Origin of the sequence: Streptomyces sp. NPDC047072 (genome assembly GCF_040643855.1) — a bacterium.
GTDB lineage: Bacteria > Actinomycetota > Actinomycetes > Streptomycetales > Streptomycetaceae > Streptomyces.
In genome coordinates this window covers 16,342-37,055 of sequence record NZ_JBEYVC010000101.1, presented here as the reverse complement: position 1 = coordinate 37,055, position 20,714 = coordinate 16,342, and the positions used below count along the sequence as shown (strand labels likewise).

Below are 20,714 nucleotides of genomic sequence, written 5' to 3'. Positions count from 1 at the left end.
TTCCTGACCGTGCCGAGGGAGTCGTACATCCACGACCGCAATCGCGACCAACTCGCGCAACCGGCGGCCCGGCGGCTTTTCGAACGGCTGCGCAATGTGTGCCACCGGTGCCGCTGGGCGTCGGGCTGACGGAGACGATCCCGCCCGAAGGCGTCCCCCGCCTTCACCGGAGCGACCGTCGACCCGGTCTTCTCCGCGCTGTCGCAGCCCGTTCGCCCCGCCGTCCCCTCCCGGGGATCAGCGGACTGACGGAGCGAGTCCGGCCGAAGCAGCCGATGAACTGGCATCTCTTGCTCCCCACGTCAGGCGCTCGCTCAGGAGACGGGCGGACCGCGACACACGCGATTGGCGTATATTTACGTCGTATACGTACACCTTGCGCCCCTACTCCCCTAGAGTCAACACGAGCGCAGCACGGCACAGCCCGACCGCTTGGAGGCGACGCATGGTCAAGGAGAAGACGGATCAGTCCGGCCCGGCGCGACGCGCCAGCGACCGGGGCCGGTACGGACGGCTGAGTCGTGAACGCGTGCTGGCCAGCGCCCTGGAACTGGTGGACCGGGAGGGGCTGTCCGCGCTGAGCATGCGTCGCCTCGGCGCCGAGCTCGGGGTGGAGGCGATGGCGCTCTATCGTTACGCGGCGAGCAAGGACGCCCTCCTGGACGGCCTGGTCGAGGCCCTGTATCTGGAGCTGGAGGAGCGTCTGGCCGCGGAGCCTCCTTCCGCCGCGCCCGCGGGCACGACCGGGTGGCGCGCCGAACTGCACCGCATCGCGCGGACGACCTACGACGTCTGTCGCGCTCACCCGCAAGCGGTGCCTCTGCTCGCCACCCGCATGCTGGCCGTACCGCTGGCGCAACAGCCGGCCGCGGTACTGCGCCAGCACGAGAGGGTGCTGGTGTCGTTGCGGCAGGCCGGGTTCGACGGTGCCCGGGCAGCGGCCGCCTTCCGTGCCCTGACCGCCTGGCTGCTGGGGTTCGTGGCCGTGGACCTGCAACCCCTCGTGGACAACCCCGACGAGACCGATCCGGCCTTCCGGCTCGGGCTGCACCGTCTGTCGGCCCAGGAGCTGCCCACCCTCCGGGAGACCGCCCCCGCACTCGCCGAGCCCGGCGGCCCGGAAGGTCTGGCGGCCGGCCTGGACGCGCTCCTCGACCGGTTGGACGACGGCAGCGAAGGGGCGTGAGGCATCTCGCGCAGCGTGCGGCGGGCGCCCTTCACAGCAACGCCGCGCCCGAACGGGTGCAGCCTCGGGTGTCCAGGGTGCGTGGTGCCGCGGCCACGATGGCGTCCATGTCATAGGCCGCGTGCGGCTGGAGCAGGACGGTGAGATCGGATGCCGCCGCGGCCCGCACGATGTCCGCGACCCGGGCGACCGGCTCACCGTCCACCACGAAGCGAGCCACGTACGGGTCGTGGTACACGACATCCGCCGACACGTCCCGGAGCAACCGCACGATCGGTCGTGCCGGTGTCTCCCGCAGGTCGGAGACGTTCTCCTTGTAGGTCACGCCGACCAGCAGGATCACGGCACCGCGCAGTGACCTGCCCGCGCCGCCCAGCACATCGGCGGCGCGCCGGACCACGTACTCGGGCATGCTCCGGTTGATGTCCTGCGCCAGTTCCACCAGGCGCGCCCTGCCGCCCGCGGCACGCGCCCGGTGGACGAGGTAGTCCGGGTCGACCGGAATGCAGTGGCCCCCGACCCCTGGGCCTGGCCGGAAGGTCTGGAAGCCGAACGGCTTGGTGGCCGCACACGCGATGGCGTCCCACAGATCGACGCCCAAGTCATGGGCGACAACGGCGAGTTCGTTCACCAGCGCGATGTTGACATTGCGGTAGGTGTTCTCCAGCAGCTTGGCCATCTCCGCCTCTCGGGTTCCCTTGGCCATCACCACCGAGCCGCAGATCTTGCCGTAAAACGCCGCGGCGGCCTGGGCGCAGCCGGGCGTGAGCCCGCCTACGACCTTGGGCGTGTTGCGCAGTCCGAAGTCCTTGTTCCCGGGGTCGATGCGCTCCGGCGAGAAGGCCAGGTGGAAATCGGCTCCGGCGACGATGCCCGAGGCGCGTTCCAGGATCGGACGCACCACCTCTTCGGTCGTGCCGGGGTACGTCGTCGACTCCAGCACCACCAGCGTTCCCACGTCGATGTGGGGGGCGAGCGCGGTGGCCGCCCGACGCACGGGGCCGAGGTCCGGGGTGCCGTCGGCGTGCAGCGGAGTCGGCACGCAGATGACCACGGTGTGCGCGGAGGCCAGCACCGACGGCTCGGCCGCCGCGGTGAAGCCGGCCGCGCACATGGCCCGGACGTCGGCGTCGGTCACGTCGTCCACGTGCGAGCGGCCCGCCTCGAGTCCGGCCACCACACGGGCGTTCACGTCGTAGCCCGCCACACACAGTCCCGCCCTGGTCGCCTCACGCGCCAGCGGAAGTCCGGTGTAGCCGAGCCCGATCACGGCGAGATCCCTCATCTGGACTCCCTGTTGCACGACCTGTCACACGACGTCGGTGCGATGCCTGCCGTCTGCGCCACGCAGGCCCGCGTGGAGGTGGACACGCCGGTCCGCCGCCACGGCCGCGATCACCTCGTCGAGGCTCGTTCGGGGCCGGAAGCCGATCAGTTCGCGGGCCCTGCTGGTGTCGGGTGTCCGGCGTGCCATGTCCTCGAAGCCGGGCCCGTACGCCTCCTCGTAGGGGACGTGGACGATCGGACCGCGCGTACCGGTGACCCGCAGGACCCGCTTGGCGAGCTCCCGGATGGTGACCTCTTCCGTGCTGCCGAGGTTGAACACGCGACCGTGTGCGCGCACGTCGGTCACCAGCGCCACCAGGGCGGGGACGACATCACCGACCGCGCAGAAGCACCGGCGCTGGTTGCCGTCACCGTGGACCGTGAGGGGGCGACCGGTCAGCGCCTGCTCCACGAGGGTCGGCACGACCATGCCGTAGTGGCCCGTCTGCCGGGGACCGACGATGTTGAACGGCCGCACCATGACGGCGCGCAGGCCGTGCCGCTCCCAGTAGCAGTAGGCCATCAGTTCGTCGAGGCCCTTGGCCGCGGCGTACGACCAGCGGCTCTTGAGCGGCGAGCCGAGTACGCGGTCGTCGTCCTCGCCGAGGCCGTCCTTGGTGTTCTTTCCGTACACCTCGGAGGACGAGGCGAGCAGCAGCCGCGCTCCGTGGCGCACAGCGGCCTCGAGGACGGTCTCGGTGCCGCGCAGGTTCTTGTGCAGGGACTCCAGCGGGCGGTTCACGATCGTGCGTACGCCGACCGCCGCCGCCATGTGGAACACGGTGTCGCAGCCGTCCGTCGCCTCCTCCACCGCCGTCTCGTCGAGAATCGAGCCCCGAACCGTGATCACCCGGTCCGCCACTCCCGCGAGGTTGGCCATCGAGCCGGTGCTGAAGTCGTCGAGCACGACCACGTCGTGGCCCAGACCGAGCAGGTGGTCGACGAGATGCGAACCGATGAAACCGGCGCCGCCGGTGACAAGTGCTCTCACGTCGATCACACTCCTTCGAGCGCCCGATCGAGCTCACGTTTACATCGTAAGCATACGATAGTCACGACGTGTTCGCTCCTGAAGCAGCCAGCGCACATATCCGCCGTACGCGACCGCGGTGTCCCGGATCTCCGAGCCGCTGCCGCGTATCCCCGCCCTCACGATCCGGCCGGGCAGTTCCAGCAGGAGCGTCAGCGCTATGAGGAGACGGGCGTCGCGGTGCGGCCAGTGCAGAAACGCGTAGAGAGTCCGGCTGCACAGCAGATGGCGAAGGCCGCGGCCACGCGCCTTGTCGGAACTGACGTGTTCGGCGTGGTAGACGAGGGCGTCGCCGAGAAAGTACGACGCCCAGCCGTTACGGCTCGCGCGCAGAGCGAAGTCCACCTCTTCGAAGTAGAGAAAGAAGCGGTCGTCGAAACCCTCGAGTTCCACGAAAAGCGGCCGGCGCACCAAGTAGAAAGCGCCTATCACCTGGTCGACGGGGCGACTCGAGGCGATCTCCTCGCTTCGGAGGTGATGGGAAGGGAAAAGCCCCGGCGACAGCCGGCCAAAGCCGGTCATGGTCGCGACGACGACCCGCAAGGTGGGAAACCTCGAGCACGAGACAGCCGTTCGTCCCTGCTCGTCCACGATCCGCGCACCGCAGATGCCCACCCGCCGCGCGGTCTCCGTTCGCAGGAAGTCACCGACGGCCCTCAGAGCGTCCGGGTACACCCTGGTGTCCGGGTTGAGGAAGAGCAGGTAATCCGCGTCGCACAGCGCCGCTCCTTGATTGCAGGCGGCGGCGAATCCCCGGTTCAGGTCGTTCCTGATCAGCCGCAGCCGGAGTCCGGGAATGTCGAGGCCGTCGGCGGAACCGTCCACGGAGGCGTTGTCCACGACAACGACGACGCCGACAGCGAGCACGGACCGGTCGGCCCGGGCGATCGAGCGCAGACAGTCCCGCAGATAGTCCCCGGTGTTCCAGTTCACGATCACGACGTCGGCCACCAGAGGCGGCTGGTCGGTCCCGTTCATCGCGGCACCGTCCCCGGCTCGACGGCCGCTTCCCACCGGGGCAACCAGGCATCGTACGAATACCGTCGGCAGACCGTTTCACGGGCTCGGCACCCGAGTCCCTCACGAGTGGCCGCCGAACCGTCCAGCAGACCCGTGAGGGCGTCGACCCAGTCGGCCGCGGTACGAGCCGCCGGCATCCCGAACAGGTTCAGTATCTCGGCGTTCACCCCGAGCGGGCTGGCCACGGCCGGTACCCCTGCCGCCCCGTACTGAAGAAGCTTGTAGCCGCACTTGCCCAGACTGTAGGCGCACCGCGGAAGCGGCATCAGCCCGACGTCCATGCCCGCGAGAGCTGTCCGCTGGCTCGCGGGACTCCACGCGACACGATCGATGATGGCCTCCAGCCGGCCGAGCCTCGGAGCGCAGGTACCGACGAGGGTCAGCCGGGCGCCGGTTCTCCGGTGGATCTCGACCAGCACGTCGGCGATGAGGAGCAGGTACACCTCGTTGTTCGGCGAACCGACCCATCCCAGCCGAGGGGGGTCGTGCACGGTGTACGAGGTCTTGGGCGTGTAGTCGTCCGGCTCCACACAACTCGGGATCACGACCACGTCAGGGTGGTGCTGGGACGCCCAGTCCGCGAGGACGGCGTTGCCCGCGATCACCCGGTCGGCACAGCGCATGGCCACGTCCACCTTCTCCGCCTTCGGCGCGAGGCGCCGCACCCATCCCCCGGCGCCGTGGTCCCACTGAAGAGCGTCGTCGAAGTCGTAGACGGAGAACTCCGAGCGGGTCAGCAGCCGCCGTTCCCACCACCCGCGGCTCAGCGGGGACGCCTCCCGGTGGAGCAACAGCCGGCGCGACCGGCCGGCCGCGATGTCCCGCAATCTCAGCTCCGCCCGCAGCAAGGACACCGGGCGACGGACCAGACGCGACGGTCTGGCGTCGGGAAGCGAGAGATAGCTGCTGACGGTGAAGGCCATGGACGTCCTGTCCAGCCACTCGAAAACACGGACCCGTGAGCTTCCGCCGATCCGGCCGTAGGGGGTGACGGCGCAACGGTCCAGGTAGCGGCTCATGGCACTCGCCCCACAGAGTGTACGAGATATGTTTACGACGTACACTGACAGCGTCGTCCTTTGTGGAGCCGTAGGCAAGTCGTCCCCGGGAGGGCAGATGGCCCTGGCAACCCTGGATCGCATCAGCCGGTTTCTGATATGTCCACGGTGCCGAACGGCACTGGCCACCGAAGCCGGCGGGCTGCGCTGCACGTCTCCCACATGCCCGTACCGTGACCCGAACGCCTTCCCCGTGGTGGGGACATGGCCACTGCTCGTCGACTTCGAGTGCAGCATCCTGCGCCGGGACGAACTGACGCCGGCGGCGGAGCGGGCGGGTGCGGTGCTCCGGGGCAACGTCCCCGCCCCCGCCATAGAACGGCTCCCCGCGGCGCTGCGTGGACTGTGGAAACCGCTCAACCGGATCGCGGCGCGCAACATCGACAGACTTCTGGAGCTGCTCCCCGGGCAGTCCCCCCTGCTGCTGGTCGTGGGGGGCGGAACGATCGGCAACGGAGTGAGTGCCGCGTACGCCGACCCACGGGTACAGGTCGTCGGCTTCGACATCGTCGGCAGCCCGCACACGCAGTTCGTCGCGGACGCCCATCAAATCCCGCTGGCCGACCGGAGCGCCGACGCCGTGTTGGTCCAGGCCGTCCTGGAGCATGTGCTCGACCCGGGGTGTGTCGTGGCGGAGATCCACCGCGTGCTCAAGGACGACGGACTCGTCTATGCCGAGACCCCGTTCCTGCAGCAAGTACACGCCGGGGCGTACGACTTCACCCGGTTCACGGCGAGTGGGCACCGCTTCTTGTTCCGGCGGTTCGACGAGCTCGACGCGGGATCGGTCGCCGGTCCGGGCACCCAACTCCTCTGGAGCGTCGACTACCTGATCCGGGGACTGACGCGCACCGCGACCGCCGGCCGGGTGGTCCGCGCCGCGTTGTTCTGGCTGCGTCTCCTAGATGTTCTGATCCCCCGGGAGTACCAGGCGGACAACGCGTCGGCGTTCTACTTCCTGGGCCGGAAGCGGGACCGCGACATGTCGCCCGAGGAAATCGTCGCGTATTACCCCGGCGCCCAGACCGGACGGGCTCGGCCATGGAGGGAGGCACCATGACCGCCCGGCCCTATGTCCTGCACAAAGGGCTGACCGTCCTGGTGGTGGGCATGATCCTCGGTGCCCAGGCGGCCAGAAGGAACGGTCGGAGGGCTGTCGCAGAGGACAGCGTGACGCTCTCCGCGCCCAGGGCGGTGAGCCCACCCCCCGCATGCGGACGGGGCCGAAGCCGAGAGCGGGCCGACACCCCACCCGCACCGGCAACGTGCCGGCCACCGGGTGCCGATCGGCGGCATCGCGTCGCTCTCATGCTGGTGCTGCTCGCCGCCGCCATGCCTCTCCGCACCCTGCAACCGAATTCCGTCGTTCGCTCGATGTCCGTGCTCGACGTTCTCCTCCTCGTAGCGGCACTGACTCTCGCCCTCGACTGCGCCGTGCGACCGCTGGACATCGGTTATCGGCGGCTCTTCCCCCTGCTGTGCGTTCCCATGGTCATCTGCGGTCTTTCCCTGTTGTGGTCCCAGGACCGGGCCGCGACGCTGCGGGCCACGCTCATCTACATCGAGGGCATCGTCGCCTATCTCTTCGTACTGAGAGAACTGGACGGGATGTCACCGGCTCGTGTGATGACCTACATCAAGCGATACAGCTACCTGGTCATCGTCCCCGCAGTGCTCCTGCTGCTGCACACACCCGGATTCGCCCCCGCACAGCCGGGCCTCGTCCCCACGTCGGGCGACTACCTCTCGTACTACAGCAGGCTCTCGCATCCGATACTCGGCAGATCGAACAACCTCGCAACCGTGCTGGCGTTCTTCGTCCCCGTTCTCTTCTACTGGGGACACGCGCGCCACGATCGTCGGTACACCAGGGCAGGATTCCTGACACTCACCGCCGTGATCCTCACCTTGTCGCGAGGGGTCGTCCTCGCTCTTCTCGTCACGGCACTGCTCGCCGCTCTGGGAAGCGTTGTCCGCAGTCACCGGATCGAGGGCCGAACGCTGGGCAAGGCCGTCATCGCGGTGAGCGGTGTGTTCGCCGGAGTCATGCTGCTCCGCCAATTCAACCCGTACACCCGCGAGTTCTTCGGCGACAGATTCAGCGGATCCAACATCCTCATCCGCTCGGACCTCGTCCAGAAGGCGATCGGGAAGATCGCCGACCGTCCGCTCCTCGGCTACGGAGGCGGTGCGACCCCCGACCAGGATCCGTATCTGGCCATCGGCGTCCACAACACCTACCTTCAGCAGGTCGTGTTCTTCGGCCTCTTCCTGGGGCTGCTCGTCTCCTTGTCGCTGATCGGCGTCGCGGTCTTCTTCTTCTCCAGGTGGCGAGCAGGAGGGATCAATCGAGCCATCGGGTTCGCGCTGCTCGCGCAACTACTGATCTTCGCCACCGAGTCGAGCTTCGAGGGAACAGATCTGCGCCTGATCTTCTATCTGTCGATCGGGCTGGTCACGGCGCTTTCCCGCGCCTGCGAAGCCGAGTGTCGTGGCGAACGGCTGATGTCCTGACGGGTCACCCGCGGTGCTGCCGCCGGGAGGCGGCACGCATCGAAGCGACGGCGAAGCGCCATGTCTCCCGCAGCGCCGGACGGTCCAGCACGGCCATGCACACCACGAACAAAGCCACCGCGCACGCGCCGCCCAAGGTTCCCGACCGAAGATCGGCGCCCTCCCGCTCCGCGATCATCCACCCCACCGAGGCCGAGCAGACACCTGTCGCGACCGGAACAAGCAGCGGGCGGATCAGGCTCACCCGCAGGCGCCGAGTCGCCGCCCTGCCGAGTACCACTGCCTCTGCCACCGCTGACACGCCCCAGCCGATCCCGATGGAAACCGGGCCGATCAGAGGAAGGAGCGGCAGGGCCACGGCGAACCAGAGGCCCGCCTGCACGAGCGCCGCACGCAGCACTGCCGTGGCGTCTCCGATCGCGTACAGATAACCCTGTGTGGCCACCGAGACGCAGCCGCCGATCGCCAGTGCGAGACACGCCCCCGGGATGATCGTGCTCGCCTCTTTCCACTGCTCCCCGAAGACACCGGGCACCAGCCCGGCGGCCGCCCCCGTGAGGCCGGTGAGGACGAGACCCGTACCCACAGCCGCGATCCGCAGGGCCCGTTCCACCAGGCACACCACATCCTCCTTCTGGGCGACCAGCCTGGACATGGTGGGGAACGAGACACGCCACAAGGCCTGAAAGACCAGGTCGGGAACCTGCATCAGCCGTCCCGCGAGGACCCAGAGACCGAGCGTCGAGAGACCGCTGATCGCGGCGATGGAGCCGTTGAGCGCCTGGATGCGCACCAGCAGCGTGGCGTCGACGGCCTGAAAGCGCAGCCCGAAACCCAACAGGGGCCTGACGAGAAGGAAGGAGCATCGAGGGCGTACGAGGCCCTCGGGGCAGGCCCAGGCCATGGTGGTGCCCCCGGCCAAGGCCCTGACGACGGTCGCCGTGGCCAGCCCCCAGACACCGAAGCCGGCGGCCACGGTGCCTACGGCCCACGCCTGGTAGAAGACCACCTCCGACACCTCGACCACCACGAGGCGCCGGAAGAGCAGTGCCCGCTCCAACAGGATCCGCCCGGGAAGTTGAACCGCGGCGAACGGCATGGACGTCATCATGACCGCGGTGACCCAACCGACACGGCCGAACGTCGGCGCGACAGCGACGGCGACCACGACGAAGGCCCCGGTCACTGCGGCCTGCAAGGTGGTCAGTGTGCCCAGTTCGGCGGCGCTGGGCGGCTCGGCTCGTCTGATGAGACCGACGCCGAGCCCGCCTTGGGATATCAACCCGGCGAACAGCACGAACGTCATACCGATCGCGACCACGCCGAAGTCGCGCGGGGCAAGCAGGCGGGCGACGACGATGTTCCCGGCGAGCGCGAGCAGCATGATGAGCAGCCCTCGGGTCACGACGATGAGAACACCCGCTGTCGCGCGGTCCTTCAGTTCGGCACGTGTGAGATCGGCTTGCTCCTGGGGTTCCTCGCCACCCTGCCCGGCCTCATGGGACGGCATGCCGGGCGCCCAGACGAGCGAGCCGGGTCCGAATGCCGAACCGGCCGAGCTGGCGCCTGCCGTTGTCACGGACGTATGCGGTCATGTCCGCTCGGCGACGGTCGGCCGCCGCTGCCCACCCCTGCCTGAGCCGCAGCGGCACCTGCCGGGGATCCAGTCGGAGCGTCACGTCAGGCGCCAGCAGCAGTCTGCTCAACAGCGTCGAATACACCGAGTCACGCGTCGCTTTCAGCCACGGCTTCGCGAGTACATGATGGAGGAGAAACGGCTCACTGCCGTCGCCGTAACGACAGGTCAGGTTCCGTTCGTCGATGAGGGCCACTCCGGGGAACGGAGGATGCGGGGCAAGCCGGTGCGCGAGGAAGAGGAGTTCCTCGGATCCGAACCGGGAGGAGAGAATGGCGTTGAGCACGTCCTGGTCGGCGAAGTAGAACGGATCTCCCAGGGCTCCCCTTCCATATCTCGTGCCCTGCACCCCGATCGCCTTCTGCCCCTCGATCCATGAAGGCAGCAACCGCCTGCTCAGTGTTTCGGGGAACGCGACCACACCCGCGTTGAGATACGGCTGACGGCGCAGCGGTCCGAGGCCCAGTACGGACCCCCACTCGGGATAGAAACGAACATCGTTGGGGGGATCGTTCACGAATCCCACGACACGGCCTCCGCGGGCCGTTTCGATGATCTCGGTAAGAGGTCGGGTGACGATGATGTCCGCGTCGATCAGAACCGCGACGTCGGACGAGCGCTGAGCCGGCCCCGCCGGGGCGAGGAAGACGGGGTGCTGTTCCGACGAGGGTGCGGGGAGCAACTCGACGTGGTCGGCGAGGAGTTCTCGCTGCCCGCGGGTGAGACCGGCATCCACCACGAAGAGCGGCTCGTCATGTCCCACCAGGCGGAGCGAGTTCAGCAGTGCGACCAGGCCGGGAAAGAACCTGCGATCGGAAACGGAATAGAATCCGGCAGCCGAATTCGATGCGACAGGGACATCCATGGTCCGCCCCTTTCCTTCTGCCATCGTAAGGCGTGTCGCGACCCCTGTCGCCTCGGGCTAGCCTTGTGCCATGGCAGTCGAGCGGGTGATCGTTTTCCAGTTCCACCACAGTCCGCTGGTTTGCAGAACCAACGTCGATATGCTGCGCCGACTCAACCCGGGGATCGCCGTCTATGGAATTCTCGGCGCACCTGCCGGATACCGGCAGAGAGCCCTGCGACTGACGAGCAGAAAGCTGGTCGGGTTCGACAGTCTGTACACGTCCCGCCATTCCGGGTACTGGAATTGGAAGAACTGCGATCTCGTGGTCCTGGACTGGTTCCGCGAGGTGGGCCGACATGAGACGTTCGACGTCGCGCATGTCGTCCAGTGGGACCTGCTGCTCGCCGATCGACTCGACCGCCTCTACGCGTCCGTGCCGCCGGAGTCACTGGGACTCACCGCGCACGTTCCCCTCTCCGCCGTGGACGACGACTGGCGTTGGATCAGCGAGCCGGACGAGGCCCGCCAATGGAGGGAGCTGCTCGCTTATGCGCGCGCCCACTTCGGCTACGACGGCGTCCCGCATGCCTGCATCGGCGGCGGGGTGTGTTTCCCCCGGGCGTTTCTGGAGGACTACGCCGCGGCGGACCCGCCCGACCTCTGCATCGAGGAGCTGCGGATGCCACTTTTCGCGCAGCTGCTGGGCTATCCGGTGACGGACACGGGGTTCTGGCGCAGGAACGATCCTGAAGTCGATCAGTTCTTCAACCTTGGCGGGCCTCCCATCGAGCCGGCCACCATCACCGCCGAACTAGCGAAACCAGATGGTCACCGTGTCTTTCATCCGGTGGTGAAGCGGGTGAACGATCCGATCCGCGCGGTGTGACACGCGGTGCGGTCTCCTCGCCCGGCTGGGCGCCGGTCCGCGGGTACTCCCTCGGAACGGACCAGACCGGCCGCTGATCGCTTCGCCGAGCGGGATCGCTGATGACGGCACCCAGGACGGCGACACCGTGAGCCCTCAAGCTCTGCACGGACGCGTCCAGTTCATCACCTCGGGTGCCCTTGGCCCTGACCACGATCACGGCCTGCCCTGCCACCCGCGCGACCACGGCGGCGTCGGCCCGTGTCAGCACCGCAGGGGCGGCAAGGACCACGACGTCCGCGCGCTGTTCGAGTTCCTCGCACAGCGCGTCGAAGGCATGTTCCTGAAGCACCGCCGCGTCGAGAGCCCGCGCATCCGGTCCCCCCGCGACGAGAACACGCAGAGGCAGATCCGTGCGCCACTGCTGCAACGCGCGGTCGAGCGCGACCCGGCCGTCCAGCACATCCGCGAGTCCGACCGCCCCCGGGAGGGCCATCAACAGGGCCACGCGTGTGGAGAGGGGATCCGCGTCGACGAGGACCACGGAATCGCCGCCTTGTGCCAGGGCGATCGCGAGGCCCAGCGCGGCGCCGGCCGCGTCCTCGGCGTCCGTGGGCGCGGCGACCGCGTAGACGTTCCGCCGGTCTCCGGAGCCGGCCGACCGGAGGCCGACTGCCGCCAGGCGATAGGCCTCGACCACCGGCAGGGGGAGCCGGGTGTCCGGCGACAGGGTCTTCCTCCGGCCTGCTCTCTCGTGGGGAACCACTGCGAGCACAGAGACATCGGACGCCCTCGCGACGTCTTCGGCGTCACGCAACCGCCGGTCGGTGATCTCGCGGATCACCGCCAACCCGATACCCAGGACCAGGCCGATGGCCAGCCCCAACGCGATGTCCAGGACTTGGTGCTGCGACACCGGCTGGGCCGGTGACCTCACCGGCTGGAGCACGTCCACCCCGACCACGGTGTCACTGCCCGCACCTCCCCCCGCATTGCCGGTGACGTCGGCGGGGACCACCACCTCGGCGAACACCGGCCCGACGGCCGCTGCGATGTCCTTGGCCCGCTGGGCCGACGTGTCCTCGACGGTGACCTTGATGATCGCGGTGCTCGCCGGGTTCGACGCCTCTATCTCCGACCGGAGTTTCTCGACCGAGTACGGAAGGTCCAGTCTGTCCCGGAGCGCCTCGAGCACCTGATCACTCGTCAGCACGGTCGAGTAGGACTGAGCACGCTCCTCGGCGAGCAGCGCGCCCTGGTACGCCTGGGCGAGGTCGGAGCCGGGGCTGTCCACCGTCACGATCATTTCGGCTTTCGCCGCGTACAACGGATCCTTCAGCCAGGCGAGCGCGGCACCGGCCGCCGTGCCGAGAACGGCAAGCAGGACGATGGCGACCCAGTGCCTGAGAAACAGCCGGACATACGCTCTGAGGTCCATGACGCTCCTTCATCGCGCGTGATCACCCGGTGGCCCCGGAGTGTTTTCGAGGAGGGAGTCCAGCGGGCGCAGTGTACGGTCCCAGGTGAGCCGGCCAGCCTGGGCGTACGCCTCGTCGCTGAGCTCTTGCCACTGCTTCGCGTCGCTCAGCGTGCCGATCACCGAGCGGAACGTCTGCTCGGTGTACACGACGGATCCACGCAGATTCTCCAGGTGGCGGCGCCACGAGGGGACAAGGACAGGAAGTCCTGCGGCGAGGTATTCCAGGTGCTTCGCGGAGAACCCCTCCCGCCGCAGCGGGTCATCAGTGCACGTGATTAGACCCAACTGATACCGGCTCAGGATGTCCGGCGACGTGTAGCCGAGGTAGTTCAGGCCCAGTTGCGGGTCGGGTGCGGGTCCGCCGTAGACATCGATGTGCGGATACAGCCGTGCCAGCCGGGCGAGGAGGGGAAGGTCTATGAACCGGGAACCCAGGGACCCGAGATAGACCACGCGCGGCGGTGAGTCGAACTGCGCCCGCTCGGCCGCGAGGGTACAGCCGAAATTCATGACCGCCACGTTGCGGCCGGTGAGGCCGTACTGTGCACGGGCGTATCGAGCGTACGACTCCCAGTGGAAGGTGAGATGGTCGACCTTCTCGAAGATCTTCTTCTCTCGCCGCCTCAGCTCGGCGTGCTGACGCTCGGTCAGCCTCTCTTCGAAGAAGAGCTCGTCGGCCCATGGGGTGGGGCAGTCGTAGAGTGTCTCGGCGGTGGTGTCGACGGTCAGTACACCGGCGTCATGCGGAGTCTCGCAGATGACGAGATCGAATTCGTCGAACCGCAGTGATGACGTGAGGATGCTGCGTCGTACCCGGTGATTGGCGAGCAGCACGTAGTACGAGAGCCGGCGCCGCCCAAATCCCCACCGTGCGGTCAACAGCTTTCCCGCCGCCTCGACCGCGTAGAGGAGCATTTTCCTGGGCCTCGGAGCGGGGAGTTTCCTGCGGAGCGAATCGCGCGCACCGGATGCCCGGCTCAGTGAATACGTGTCTATCAGTCGGACCTCGTGCCCGTGCGCACGCAGGAAGCGCTCGATCGCCACGGGCTTGAGGCTGTTGGCATAGCCGTCCAGCTCGCCGATGACGAGGACGCGCCTGGTGCGGCCGTTCCGCGGCTGCATGACGCTCAGCCGCCTTCTCGCGCGGCCCAGGCGGCCCAGGCCCTGTCGTACACGTGGCTCATGCTCGCGACGACCCGGCGCACGCTGTGATGGCGGCAGACGTGGTCATGTGCCAGTTCCCCCCGGCGGTGACAGTCGGCACGGTCCGTCAGAAGGCGGGACATGGAGTCCGCGAGCGCGCCCGGGTTCTCCGGCGGTACGAGGGCGTCGGAGCGTTGTTGCGCCGGAAGGGACTCGGCCGCGCCCGGCACGTCGGTGACGACGACGGGGCAGGAGCATGCCATGGCTTCGAGAGGGGCGAGCGCCATCCCCTCCCAGCGCGAGGGAAGAACCATCAGGTCCGCGGCGAGGTACCAGTCGAGCGGGTCGGCGACATCACCGGTGAACCTGACCGTCGAGGGGGCTCGCGCCTCGAGGCTCGCATGGTCGGGCCCCTCCCCCACCAGGACCAGAAGAGCGCCGGGTACCCGGTCGGTGACCCTGCTCCACGCCACCAACAGCACGTCCTGGCCCTTCTGACGGCAGAGCCGGCCCACACATACGACCAGCGGCGTGGAAGGGTCGATGCCCAGCCTGCTCCGTGCCCGTGCCTGGGCGGACACCCCCGCGGCAGCGAAGTGATCGAGGTCCACTCCGTTCGGCACCACCGAGTACCGGGCACGGACTCCGGCGGCCACTCCCGCCTCCCGTTCGCCTTCGCTGACACAGACCAGCTGGTGGGTCCACCTGCTCCCCATCCGCTCCCACTCCACCGACGCCCAGTGCAGGGCTCCCGACGTCGCCTCGAAGGACCACGCGTGGGGTTGGAAGACGGTGGGAAGGGAGCCACGCAGCGCGAGCCGACCGGCCAGTCCCGCTTTGGAACTGTGAAGGTGCACCAGATCAGGACCGACCGAGACGACGATGCGGTGCACGGCGGCCACCTCGCGCGGAACGCCCGGGCCGGGAGCCGCGGTCGTCCGCCATGCGACGGTCTCGGCTCCGCTCTCCGCGGCCGCCTGGGACAGCCGGCTGTCGGGCGCACATGCGACGACCACGTGATCACCTCTGGCGCACTGCCCTGCGGAGAGCCCGGCCACGAAACTCGCCACCCCGCCCTCGCTGGACTGCGCTATGTGCAGGACCGTACGCACATGTCCGCCCTGTGCCTCACCGGGGGCACGGGCCGAAGGCAGCCGGGAACTGGCCATCAGTAAGCACCGGTTCCGCGTAGCACCGCGGGTACGGTCCGCAGCAGGATCTTGGCGTCGAGTCCAGGCGACCAGTTGTCGACGTAGCTCATGTCGAGACGCATCCTGTCCTCGGCGGACAGGCCCGACCGACCACTCACCTGCCACAATCCACTCATCCCGGGCTTGACCAGGAGCCGGCGGCGTCCTTCGACGCCGAGGGCCATGATCTCCTCCGGCAGCAGCGGCCGGGGGCCCACCAGGGACATATGGCCCGCGAGCACATTGAACAACTGCGGCAGTTCGTCCAGGGAGAAACGCCGCAGGAAGGTACCCGCCCGGGTCACTCGCGGATCTTTCTCGATCTTGAAATACGGGCCGTCGCCATACTGGTTGAAAGAGGCGAGTTCGACCTTCCGGTGTTCTGCGTCCTGATACATGGTGCGGAATTTGAGCACGGTGAAAGCACGGCCGCCCAGCCCGATCCTGCGATGGAGGAAGAGTGCGGGGCCGGCGCTGTCGAGCCTGATCATCAGTGCGACCGACAGCATCAAGGGAGCCAGGAGAACGATCAGGAGCGCGGCGAGCAGCCGATCGGTCAGCTCTGTGGGGGCCCGTCTGACTCTGGAGACCGTGGGGCCACGCAGGTGCAGCAGCGGTATTCCGGCAACGGGCCAGACCTTCAGGCGCGAGGGCACCACGTCGGCGAGTACCGGCGCCAGGACCAACGAGACGTTCTCCCGCCGCAACTGCCAGGAGAGTTCGCGTACTTCCGCGGCATCGAGTTCAGGGCTCGGCAGCACGACGACCGCGTCGCAGTGAGTCCGACGCACCGCGTCCACCAGCCCGTCCGTGCCTCCATAGACCTGGACGCCCAGTCTCGACACCACATCGGCACGGGCGGGATCCGTGAGACAGGCCCCGACGACCCGGATCCCCGCTGCGCCCTTTCGACGCAGCACGGAGATGAGGCCGACCGCGAGACGGGCGGGCCCCACCACCAGGGCCCATTGCGCATCCCTCCCGGCGCCCCGGCCGACGTGCGTCCAATGCCGCTGGGCCGTGCGCGCGGAGAGAGTCAGGGCGGCTGTGACCGGCAGGGCCAGAAGAGCATCGTGCAGCGTCTCGTCGTCCGGGACGAACCACCAGAACACGGTGGCTCCCACGGCGGCGAGACCCGCGGCTCGGACCGTCCGACCGACCTCCTCGGTGCCGGTCCGCACGCAGAGCTGCTCGTACGCCCCGCACTTCCAAAGGCAGAGCACCCAGGAGCCCGGAAGGGCCGCCGCGACGACCCATTCGTCGCCGAGCGGCCCCAGGGCGACGGAGACTGTCGCCGCGGCAAGCACATCCCCCATCAACACGGCCAGGATCACCATGCAGGAGCCGCGCGTGGGGCGCAGTCGCCTCACTCGGGGGACTGCCCTTCGGCTTGCCATCAGGGACATCTCGTGGCTCCTCTCGGAGGCCGGAGAGGGCCCACAGGCGTCACGACAGTTCCCGCAAAGGACCTCGGCCCTCCGAGCCCACGTATGCGTAACACGTACACTTACGTCGTATACATCGATATTGCGCCCATACTCCCGGATGGTCAACTTGTGGTTGATGGCGACTCGTGATTGATCGCGACTTCGCCGGTGAGCCGGTCCAACCGTCCGGGCCGACCTCAGTACGCCCCGTCCAGCCGCACCCGCTGCTCCGCCGTGAGCTCCAGGTCCACTGCCGCCAGGTTCTCCTCCAGCTGTGTGACGGAGGAGGCGCCGACCAGGGGGATGATCGGGAGGGGGTGGCCTATCTGCCAGGAGAGGACCACCTGGTTGAGGGTTGCTCCGGTTTCCTTGGCTACCTGCGTGAGGGCCTGAAGGCGGGGCGGTGTGCCCGGGTGGTCGAAGTCGGTGGGGAGGCGGTCGGGGTGGGTGTAGGCGCCCTTCAGGAGGGGGGAGTAGGCGACCAGAGTCAGGGCGGGTTCCTCGCGGAGGTAGCCGAGGAGGTCGGGGCCCGCGTGGCCGAGGCTGCCGTCGGGGAAGAGGCTCTCGGGGACGTCCAGGCGGGGGCGCAGGTGGCTGTGGGCGTACTGGAGGACCTCGTACGAGGGGAGGCCGGCCGCGGTCGCCAGAGCCCGGGCCCGTTCCAGTCGCCACGCCGCGTGGTTGCTCGCGCCCAGCAGGCCCACCGTGCCCTCGGCGACGAGTTCGGCGAAGCCCTCGACCGTCTCCTGGAGCGGGACCTTGTGGTCCTCGATGTGCGCGTAGAGGAGGTCGAGCCTGGCCACGCCCAGGCGTTCCCGGCTGCGCTCGGCCGATTCCCGGATCACCTTCGCGGACAGGCCCTCCGCGTTGTCGACGTAGCTCGTGCCGGGGGCCAGGGGGCGGGCGCCGAGCTTCGTGGCGATGACGATCTCGTCGCCGATGCCGCGGCTGCGCCGCCACCGGCCGAGCAGTTCCTCGCTCTGGCCGCCCTGACCGCCGTCCTCCCAGAAGGCGTAGTTGTCGGACGTGTCGATGAAGGTTCCGCCCTCCTCGACATAGCGGTCGAGGACGGCGAAGGAGGTCTTCTCGTCGGTCCGTGAGCCGAACAGCATCGCGCCGAGCGCGAGGACGCTGACCTCGCGGCGGGTCGCCGGGTCGGTGCCGATGGTGCGGTACTTCATGGTGATTCCCTCCCGTGTGTACCCGTCTTCGGGCACACACGGGAGTCTTCATCTTGAAGTGCGCTTCAAGTCAAGGGCCCGCGCACTCACTTGCGCTCACTTGGCGAACGGGCCCTCCAGCGCCGCCCATTGGAGCAGCATGATGGTCTTCGCGTCGGCGATCTCCCCGCTCCGGATCATCTCCAGGGCCCTCGGGAAGGGGAGTTCGAGGATCTCGATGTCCTCGCCCTCCTCGTCCAGGCCGCCGCCCTCGTGGGTGCGGGTCGACGGGGCGTACTCGGCGGCGTAGAAGCTGACGCGCTCGGTGACCGAGCCGGGGCTCATGTAGACGTCGAAGACGTGCCGTACCTCGCCGATGGTGTGCCCGGTCTCCTCGACGACCTCGCGCCGCACGGCGATCTCCGGGTGCTCGTCATCGTCGTCGAGGAGACCGCCCGGCGTCTCGATCAGCATGCCGTCGGGGTGGCCGTTGACGTACACCGGGAAGCGGAACTGCCGCGTGAGCAGCACGGTTTCGCGTGCCGCGTCGTACAGCAGCATGGTGGCGCCGTTGCCGCGGTCGTGGGTCTCGCGCTGCTGGGTGGTCCAAGTGCCGTCGGTGTGCTGGAGGTCGAAGGTGGTGGCGCGCTCGACGTACCAGTGGCTGGACAGCAGTTTCACCTCCCGGACCTTGACGCGCGGGTTGCCGGTCAGGTCCAGGCCGGTGCGGTCGAGCCCGGTGCGGCCGCGACGGTCGGGAGTGTCGATGCCCTCGGTCATCGGGCACCGGCCGGAAGAGCGGGGAAGTGCGAGTTGGTCATGGCTCCGCTTCTACCATCCCGGACCGGGACGCGTCGCACACGGCACCCTTCCCCGACCGGCGTCCACCTGCTTAGCGTGCGGTTCATGAATGATCGACGGCAGCCCTCCACACGGCACTTCGACCACTGCCCCTGGCTCTTCGCCGAGCGGGCGACCGAGGAACAGCGCGCCGCGCAGGAGGAGGTGCAGCGCGGCATCGGCGGCGACACCGGGATCGGCGAGCGGTGTTACGTCGCGGGATCCGCGGCCGTGTTCCCGGACCGGCTGCGCCTCGGCGACGACTCGTACATCGCCGCCCACGCCTATGTCACCGGGGAGTTGACCACGGGCACGGACTGCACGCTCAACCCCTTCACCACCGTGCGCGGGAACGTCGTACTCGGAGACGGGGTGCGGATCGGGGCGTACGCCTCGCTCCTCGGCTTCAACCATTCCATGGAGCCCGACCGGCCGGTGTTCCGGCAGCCGCTCACCAGCCGCGGGATCCGGATCGGGGACGACGTGTGGATCGGGTCGCACGTGATCGTGGTGGACGGCGTGACCATCGGCGACCACTGCGTGATCGGCGCGGGGGCGGTCGTGACGAAGGACCTGGCGCCGTGGACGGTGGCGGCCGGAAATCCGGCACGGCCGCTGCGGGATCGGAGGGAGCGACGGGAGCGGGATCGGCTGGACGGGGGAACCGTTCCGGAGGGGAGGGAACGGCCGATCGCGGGCAGGGCCACGGCATCCGTCACTCCGCCCGACTCCCTCGCACACTTCGCCGCCAGCGCCCGGGCCCAGGCCCCCGAACTCATCGCACGCTGCTGGGACGGCGAGCGCTACGTCGACCGCCCGGGCGTCGCGCCGACCGTCCGGGCCCACTGCGACGCCGTGGAGATCGCCGAACTCCTGCTGGGTACCGTCCCGGAGCAGTTGTCGGCGGACGAGCACGTCTCGCGGCTGTCCGGGCTCCAGGACCCGAAGAGCGGTCTCGTCCCGGAGTTCGGCGAGCCGGTGCCCGTAGCGGACGAAGACGGGTTCATCGGCGAGGGCGCCGCGCTCTACCACGTCCTGTGCGTCGGGTACGCCCTCGATCTGCTGGGCACCTCCCTCCCCCATATCGTGGGCGGAGTACGGGACATGACGGCACGTCAACTCGTCGCGCGGCTGGATGCGTTGCCCTGGCGTACGCACGCGTGGGGAGCCGGGGCCTGGATCGACTCCTGGGCCACGGCAGCACAGCACAACCTGCGGCACGGGCACGGCGGCGACGCGACCATGGAGGCGCTGTTCGGCTGGCTGCTCACCCGGGCCGACCCGTGGACGGGGATGTGGGGCAGCCCCTCGGCCGAGGCGGGGCGGCTCCAGGTGGTCAACGGCTACTACCGGCTCACCCGGGGATCCTTCGCACAGTTCGGGCTCCCGGTGCCGTACCCGCAACGGGTCGTGGACGCCGTCCTGGACCACGGCCGCGACACCCGGTACTTCGGCGCGGGCCGGGAGAACGCCTGCAACGTCCTGGACGTCGTACACCCTCTGTGGCTGTGCACCCGCCAGCTGGGGGCGGGCGCCGACGGGTACCGGGCCGTCGAGATCCGCGCCTGGGCCGAGCAGCAACTCGCCGCGGTCCTGCTCCGCTGGCAGGACGGCCGGGGGTTCGGCTTCGGTCCGGGCACCGAGGGCCCCGGGCCCGAACCAGGCCTCCAGGGCACGGAGATGTGGCTGGCGATCATCTGGTACCTCGCCGATCTCCTGGGCCGCGCCGAGGAGTTGGGCTACCGACCGAAGGGAATCCACCGACCGGAACCGGCGAGACAGGGCCTCTGACCGGGACACGCAGGACCGGCACGCGCAGGACTACGGCCCGCCAGGCTGCGGCGCGCAGGACTGGGGCGCGCACGACTGGGGCGCGCAGGGCTGCCGCGCGCAGGACTGAGCCACTGACCGGAACCCGCAGCGCAGACCCTCTGACCGGACCCGCGCGGCAGGGCCTCCGCCAGCCGGAAGCCGTGCGGCAACACCTCTCCA

At 68.9% G+C, this 20,714-nt stretch carries 17 protein-coding genes; 5 read left to right on the top strand and 12 right to left on the bottom strand.

All coding sequences use genetic code 11. The features are described 5' to 3' along the window. Nucleotides 1-445: 445 nt before the first annotated feature. Nucleotides 446-1,186, top strand: coding sequence for a TetR/AcrR family transcriptional regulator (locus ABZ896_RS33265; protein WP_360937189.1), 741 nt, complete (start codon nucleotides 446-448; stop codon nucleotides 1,184-1,186). A gap of 31 nt (nucleotides 1,187-1,217) precedes the next feature. On the opposite strand, the gene ABZ896_RS33260 is transcribed toward ABZ896_RS33265, so the two are convergent. Genes ABZ896_RS33260 through ABZ896_RS33245 form a run of 4 tightly spaced genes read right to left on the bottom strand, consistent with a single transcriptional unit; the run spans nucleotide 1,218 to nucleotide 5,581 of the window. Continuing rightward, a complete protein-coding gene (locus tag ABZ896_RS33260) occupies nucleotides 1,218-2,471 on the bottom strand; it encodes a nucleotide sugar dehydrogenase (RefSeq protein WP_360937187.1) in 1,254 nt (417 codons plus the stop codon). Nucleotides 2,472-2,495: 24 nt separating this feature from the next. Beyond that, nucleotides 2,496-3,503 (bottom strand): NAD-dependent epimerase/dehydratase family protein, encoded by a 1,008-nt coding sequence (locus ABZ896_RS33255; RefSeq protein WP_360937185.1) that lies wholly within the window; start codon nucleotides 3,501-3,503, stop codon nucleotides 2,496-2,498. Between the two features lie 39 nt (nucleotides 3,504-3,542). Continuing rightward, the gene (locus tag ABZ896_RS33250; RefSeq protein WP_360937183.1) at nucleotides 3,543-4,520 is read right to left on the bottom strand and encodes a glycosyltransferase family 2 protein; all 978 of its coding nucleotides are present in this window, start codon (nucleotides 4,518-4,520) and stop codon (nucleotides 3,543-3,545) included. Continuing rightward, a complete protein-coding gene (locus tag ABZ896_RS33245) occupies nucleotides 4,517-5,581 on the bottom strand; it encodes a glycosyltransferase (protein WP_360937181.1) in 1,065 nt (354 codons plus the stop codon). Before ABZ896_RS33245 ends, ABZ896_RS33250 begins: the two co-directional genes overlap by 4 nt. Before the next feature lie 235 nt (nucleotides 5,582-5,816). Here ABZ896_RS33245 and ABZ896_RS33240 point away from each other — a divergent pair, with 235 nt between their 5' ends. Beyond that, on the top strand, nucleotides 5,817-6,680 hold the full coding sequence (locus tag ABZ896_RS33240) for a class I SAM-dependent methyltransferase (protein WP_360937179.1): 864 nt from the start codon (nucleotides 5,817-5,819) through the stop codon (nucleotides 6,678-6,680). Between the two features lie 314 nt (nucleotides 6,681-6,994). After that, on the top strand, nucleotides 6,995-8,134 hold the full coding sequence (locus tag ABZ896_RS33235) for an O-antigen ligase family protein (RefSeq protein WP_360937177.1): 1,140 nt from the start codon (nucleotides 6,995-6,997) through the stop codon (nucleotides 8,132-8,134). Nucleotides 8,135-8,138: 4 nt separating this feature from the next. Here the strand turns inward: ABZ896_RS33235 and ABZ896_RS33230 are convergent, their stop codons facing one another. Both ABZ896_RS33230 and ABZ896_RS33225 read right to left on the bottom strand, forming a co-directional pair. Further along, on the bottom strand, nucleotides 8,139-9,644 hold the full coding sequence (locus tag ABZ896_RS33230; protein WP_360937175.1) for an oligosaccharide flippase family protein: 1,506 nt from the start codon (nucleotides 9,642-9,644) through the stop codon (nucleotides 8,139-8,141). After that, on the bottom strand, nucleotides 9,631-10,635 hold the full coding sequence (locus ABZ896_RS33225) for a hypothetical protein (RefSeq protein ID WP_360937173.1): 1,005 nt from the start codon (nucleotides 10,633-10,635) through the stop codon (nucleotides 9,631-9,633). Before ABZ896_RS33225 ends, ABZ896_RS33230 begins: the two co-directional genes overlap by 14 nt. 70 nt (nucleotides 10,636-10,705) lie before the next feature. On the opposite strand from ABZ896_RS33225, the gene ABZ896_RS33220 reads away from it, so the two are divergent. Next, nucleotides 10,706-11,503 carry a hypothetical protein gene (locus ABZ896_RS33220; RefSeq protein ID WP_360937171.1) on the top strand — a complete coding sequence of 266 codons (798 nt, stop codon included), beginning with the start codon at nucleotides 10,706-10,708 and terminating at the stop codon, nucleotides 11,501-11,503. Here ABZ896_RS33220 and ABZ896_RS33215 read toward each other — a convergent pair. The 6 genes from ABZ896_RS33215 to ABZ896_RS33190 all read right to left on the bottom strand — a co-directional run bounded on the left by ABZ896_RS33215 (nucleotide 11,418) and on the right by ABZ896_RS33190 (nucleotide 18,662). Further along, nucleotides 11,418-12,920 carry a Wzz/FepE/Etk N-terminal domain-containing protein gene (locus tag ABZ896_RS33215; RefSeq protein ID WP_360937169.1) on the bottom strand — a complete coding sequence of 501 codons (1,503 nt, stop codon included), beginning with the start codon at nucleotides 12,918-12,920 and terminating at the stop codon, nucleotides 11,418-11,420. The genes ABZ896_RS33220 and ABZ896_RS33215 overlap by 86 nt on opposite strands. A gap of 9 nt (nucleotides 12,921-12,929) precedes the next feature. Continuing rightward, on the bottom strand, nucleotides 12,930-14,084 hold the full coding sequence (locus ABZ896_RS33210) for a hypothetical protein (protein ID WP_360937167.1): 1,155 nt from the start codon (nucleotides 14,082-14,084) through the stop codon (nucleotides 12,930-12,932). Between the two features lie 5 nt (nucleotides 14,085-14,089). Further along, nucleotides 14,090-15,274, bottom strand: a complete 1,185-nt coding sequence (locus ABZ896_RS33205) for a glycosyltransferase (protein ID WP_360937165.1) — start codon at nucleotides 15,272-15,274, stop codon at nucleotides 14,090-14,092. Then, on the bottom strand, nucleotides 15,274-16,632 hold the full coding sequence (locus ABZ896_RS33200; RefSeq protein WP_360937163.1) for a sugar transferase: 1,359 nt from the start codon (nucleotides 16,630-16,632) through the stop codon (nucleotides 15,274-15,276). The genes ABZ896_RS33205 and ABZ896_RS33200 overlap by 1 nt, the downstream gene beginning before the upstream one ends. Nucleotides 16,633-16,919: 287 nt before the next feature. Then, on the bottom strand, nucleotides 16,920-17,903 hold the full coding sequence (locus ABZ896_RS33195; RefSeq protein WP_360937161.1) for an aldo/keto reductase: 984 nt from the start codon (nucleotides 17,901-17,903) through the stop codon (nucleotides 16,920-16,922). A gap of 96 nt (nucleotides 17,904-17,999) precedes the next feature. Further along, the gene (locus ABZ896_RS33190) at nucleotides 18,000-18,662 is read right to left on the bottom strand and encodes an NUDIX domain-containing protein (RefSeq protein ID WP_360937159.1); all 663 of its coding nucleotides are present in this window, start codon (nucleotides 18,660-18,662) and stop codon (nucleotides 18,000-18,002) included. A gap of 126 nt (nucleotides 18,663-18,788) precedes the next feature. Between ABZ896_RS33190 and ABZ896_RS33185 the strand changes: the two genes are divergently transcribed. Then, entirely contained in the window at nucleotides 18,789-20,513 is a 1,725-nt protein-coding gene (locus tag ABZ896_RS33185; RefSeq protein ID WP_360937157.1) for an acyltransferase, read from the top strand. Nucleotides 20,514-20,714: the final 201 nt, after the last annotated feature.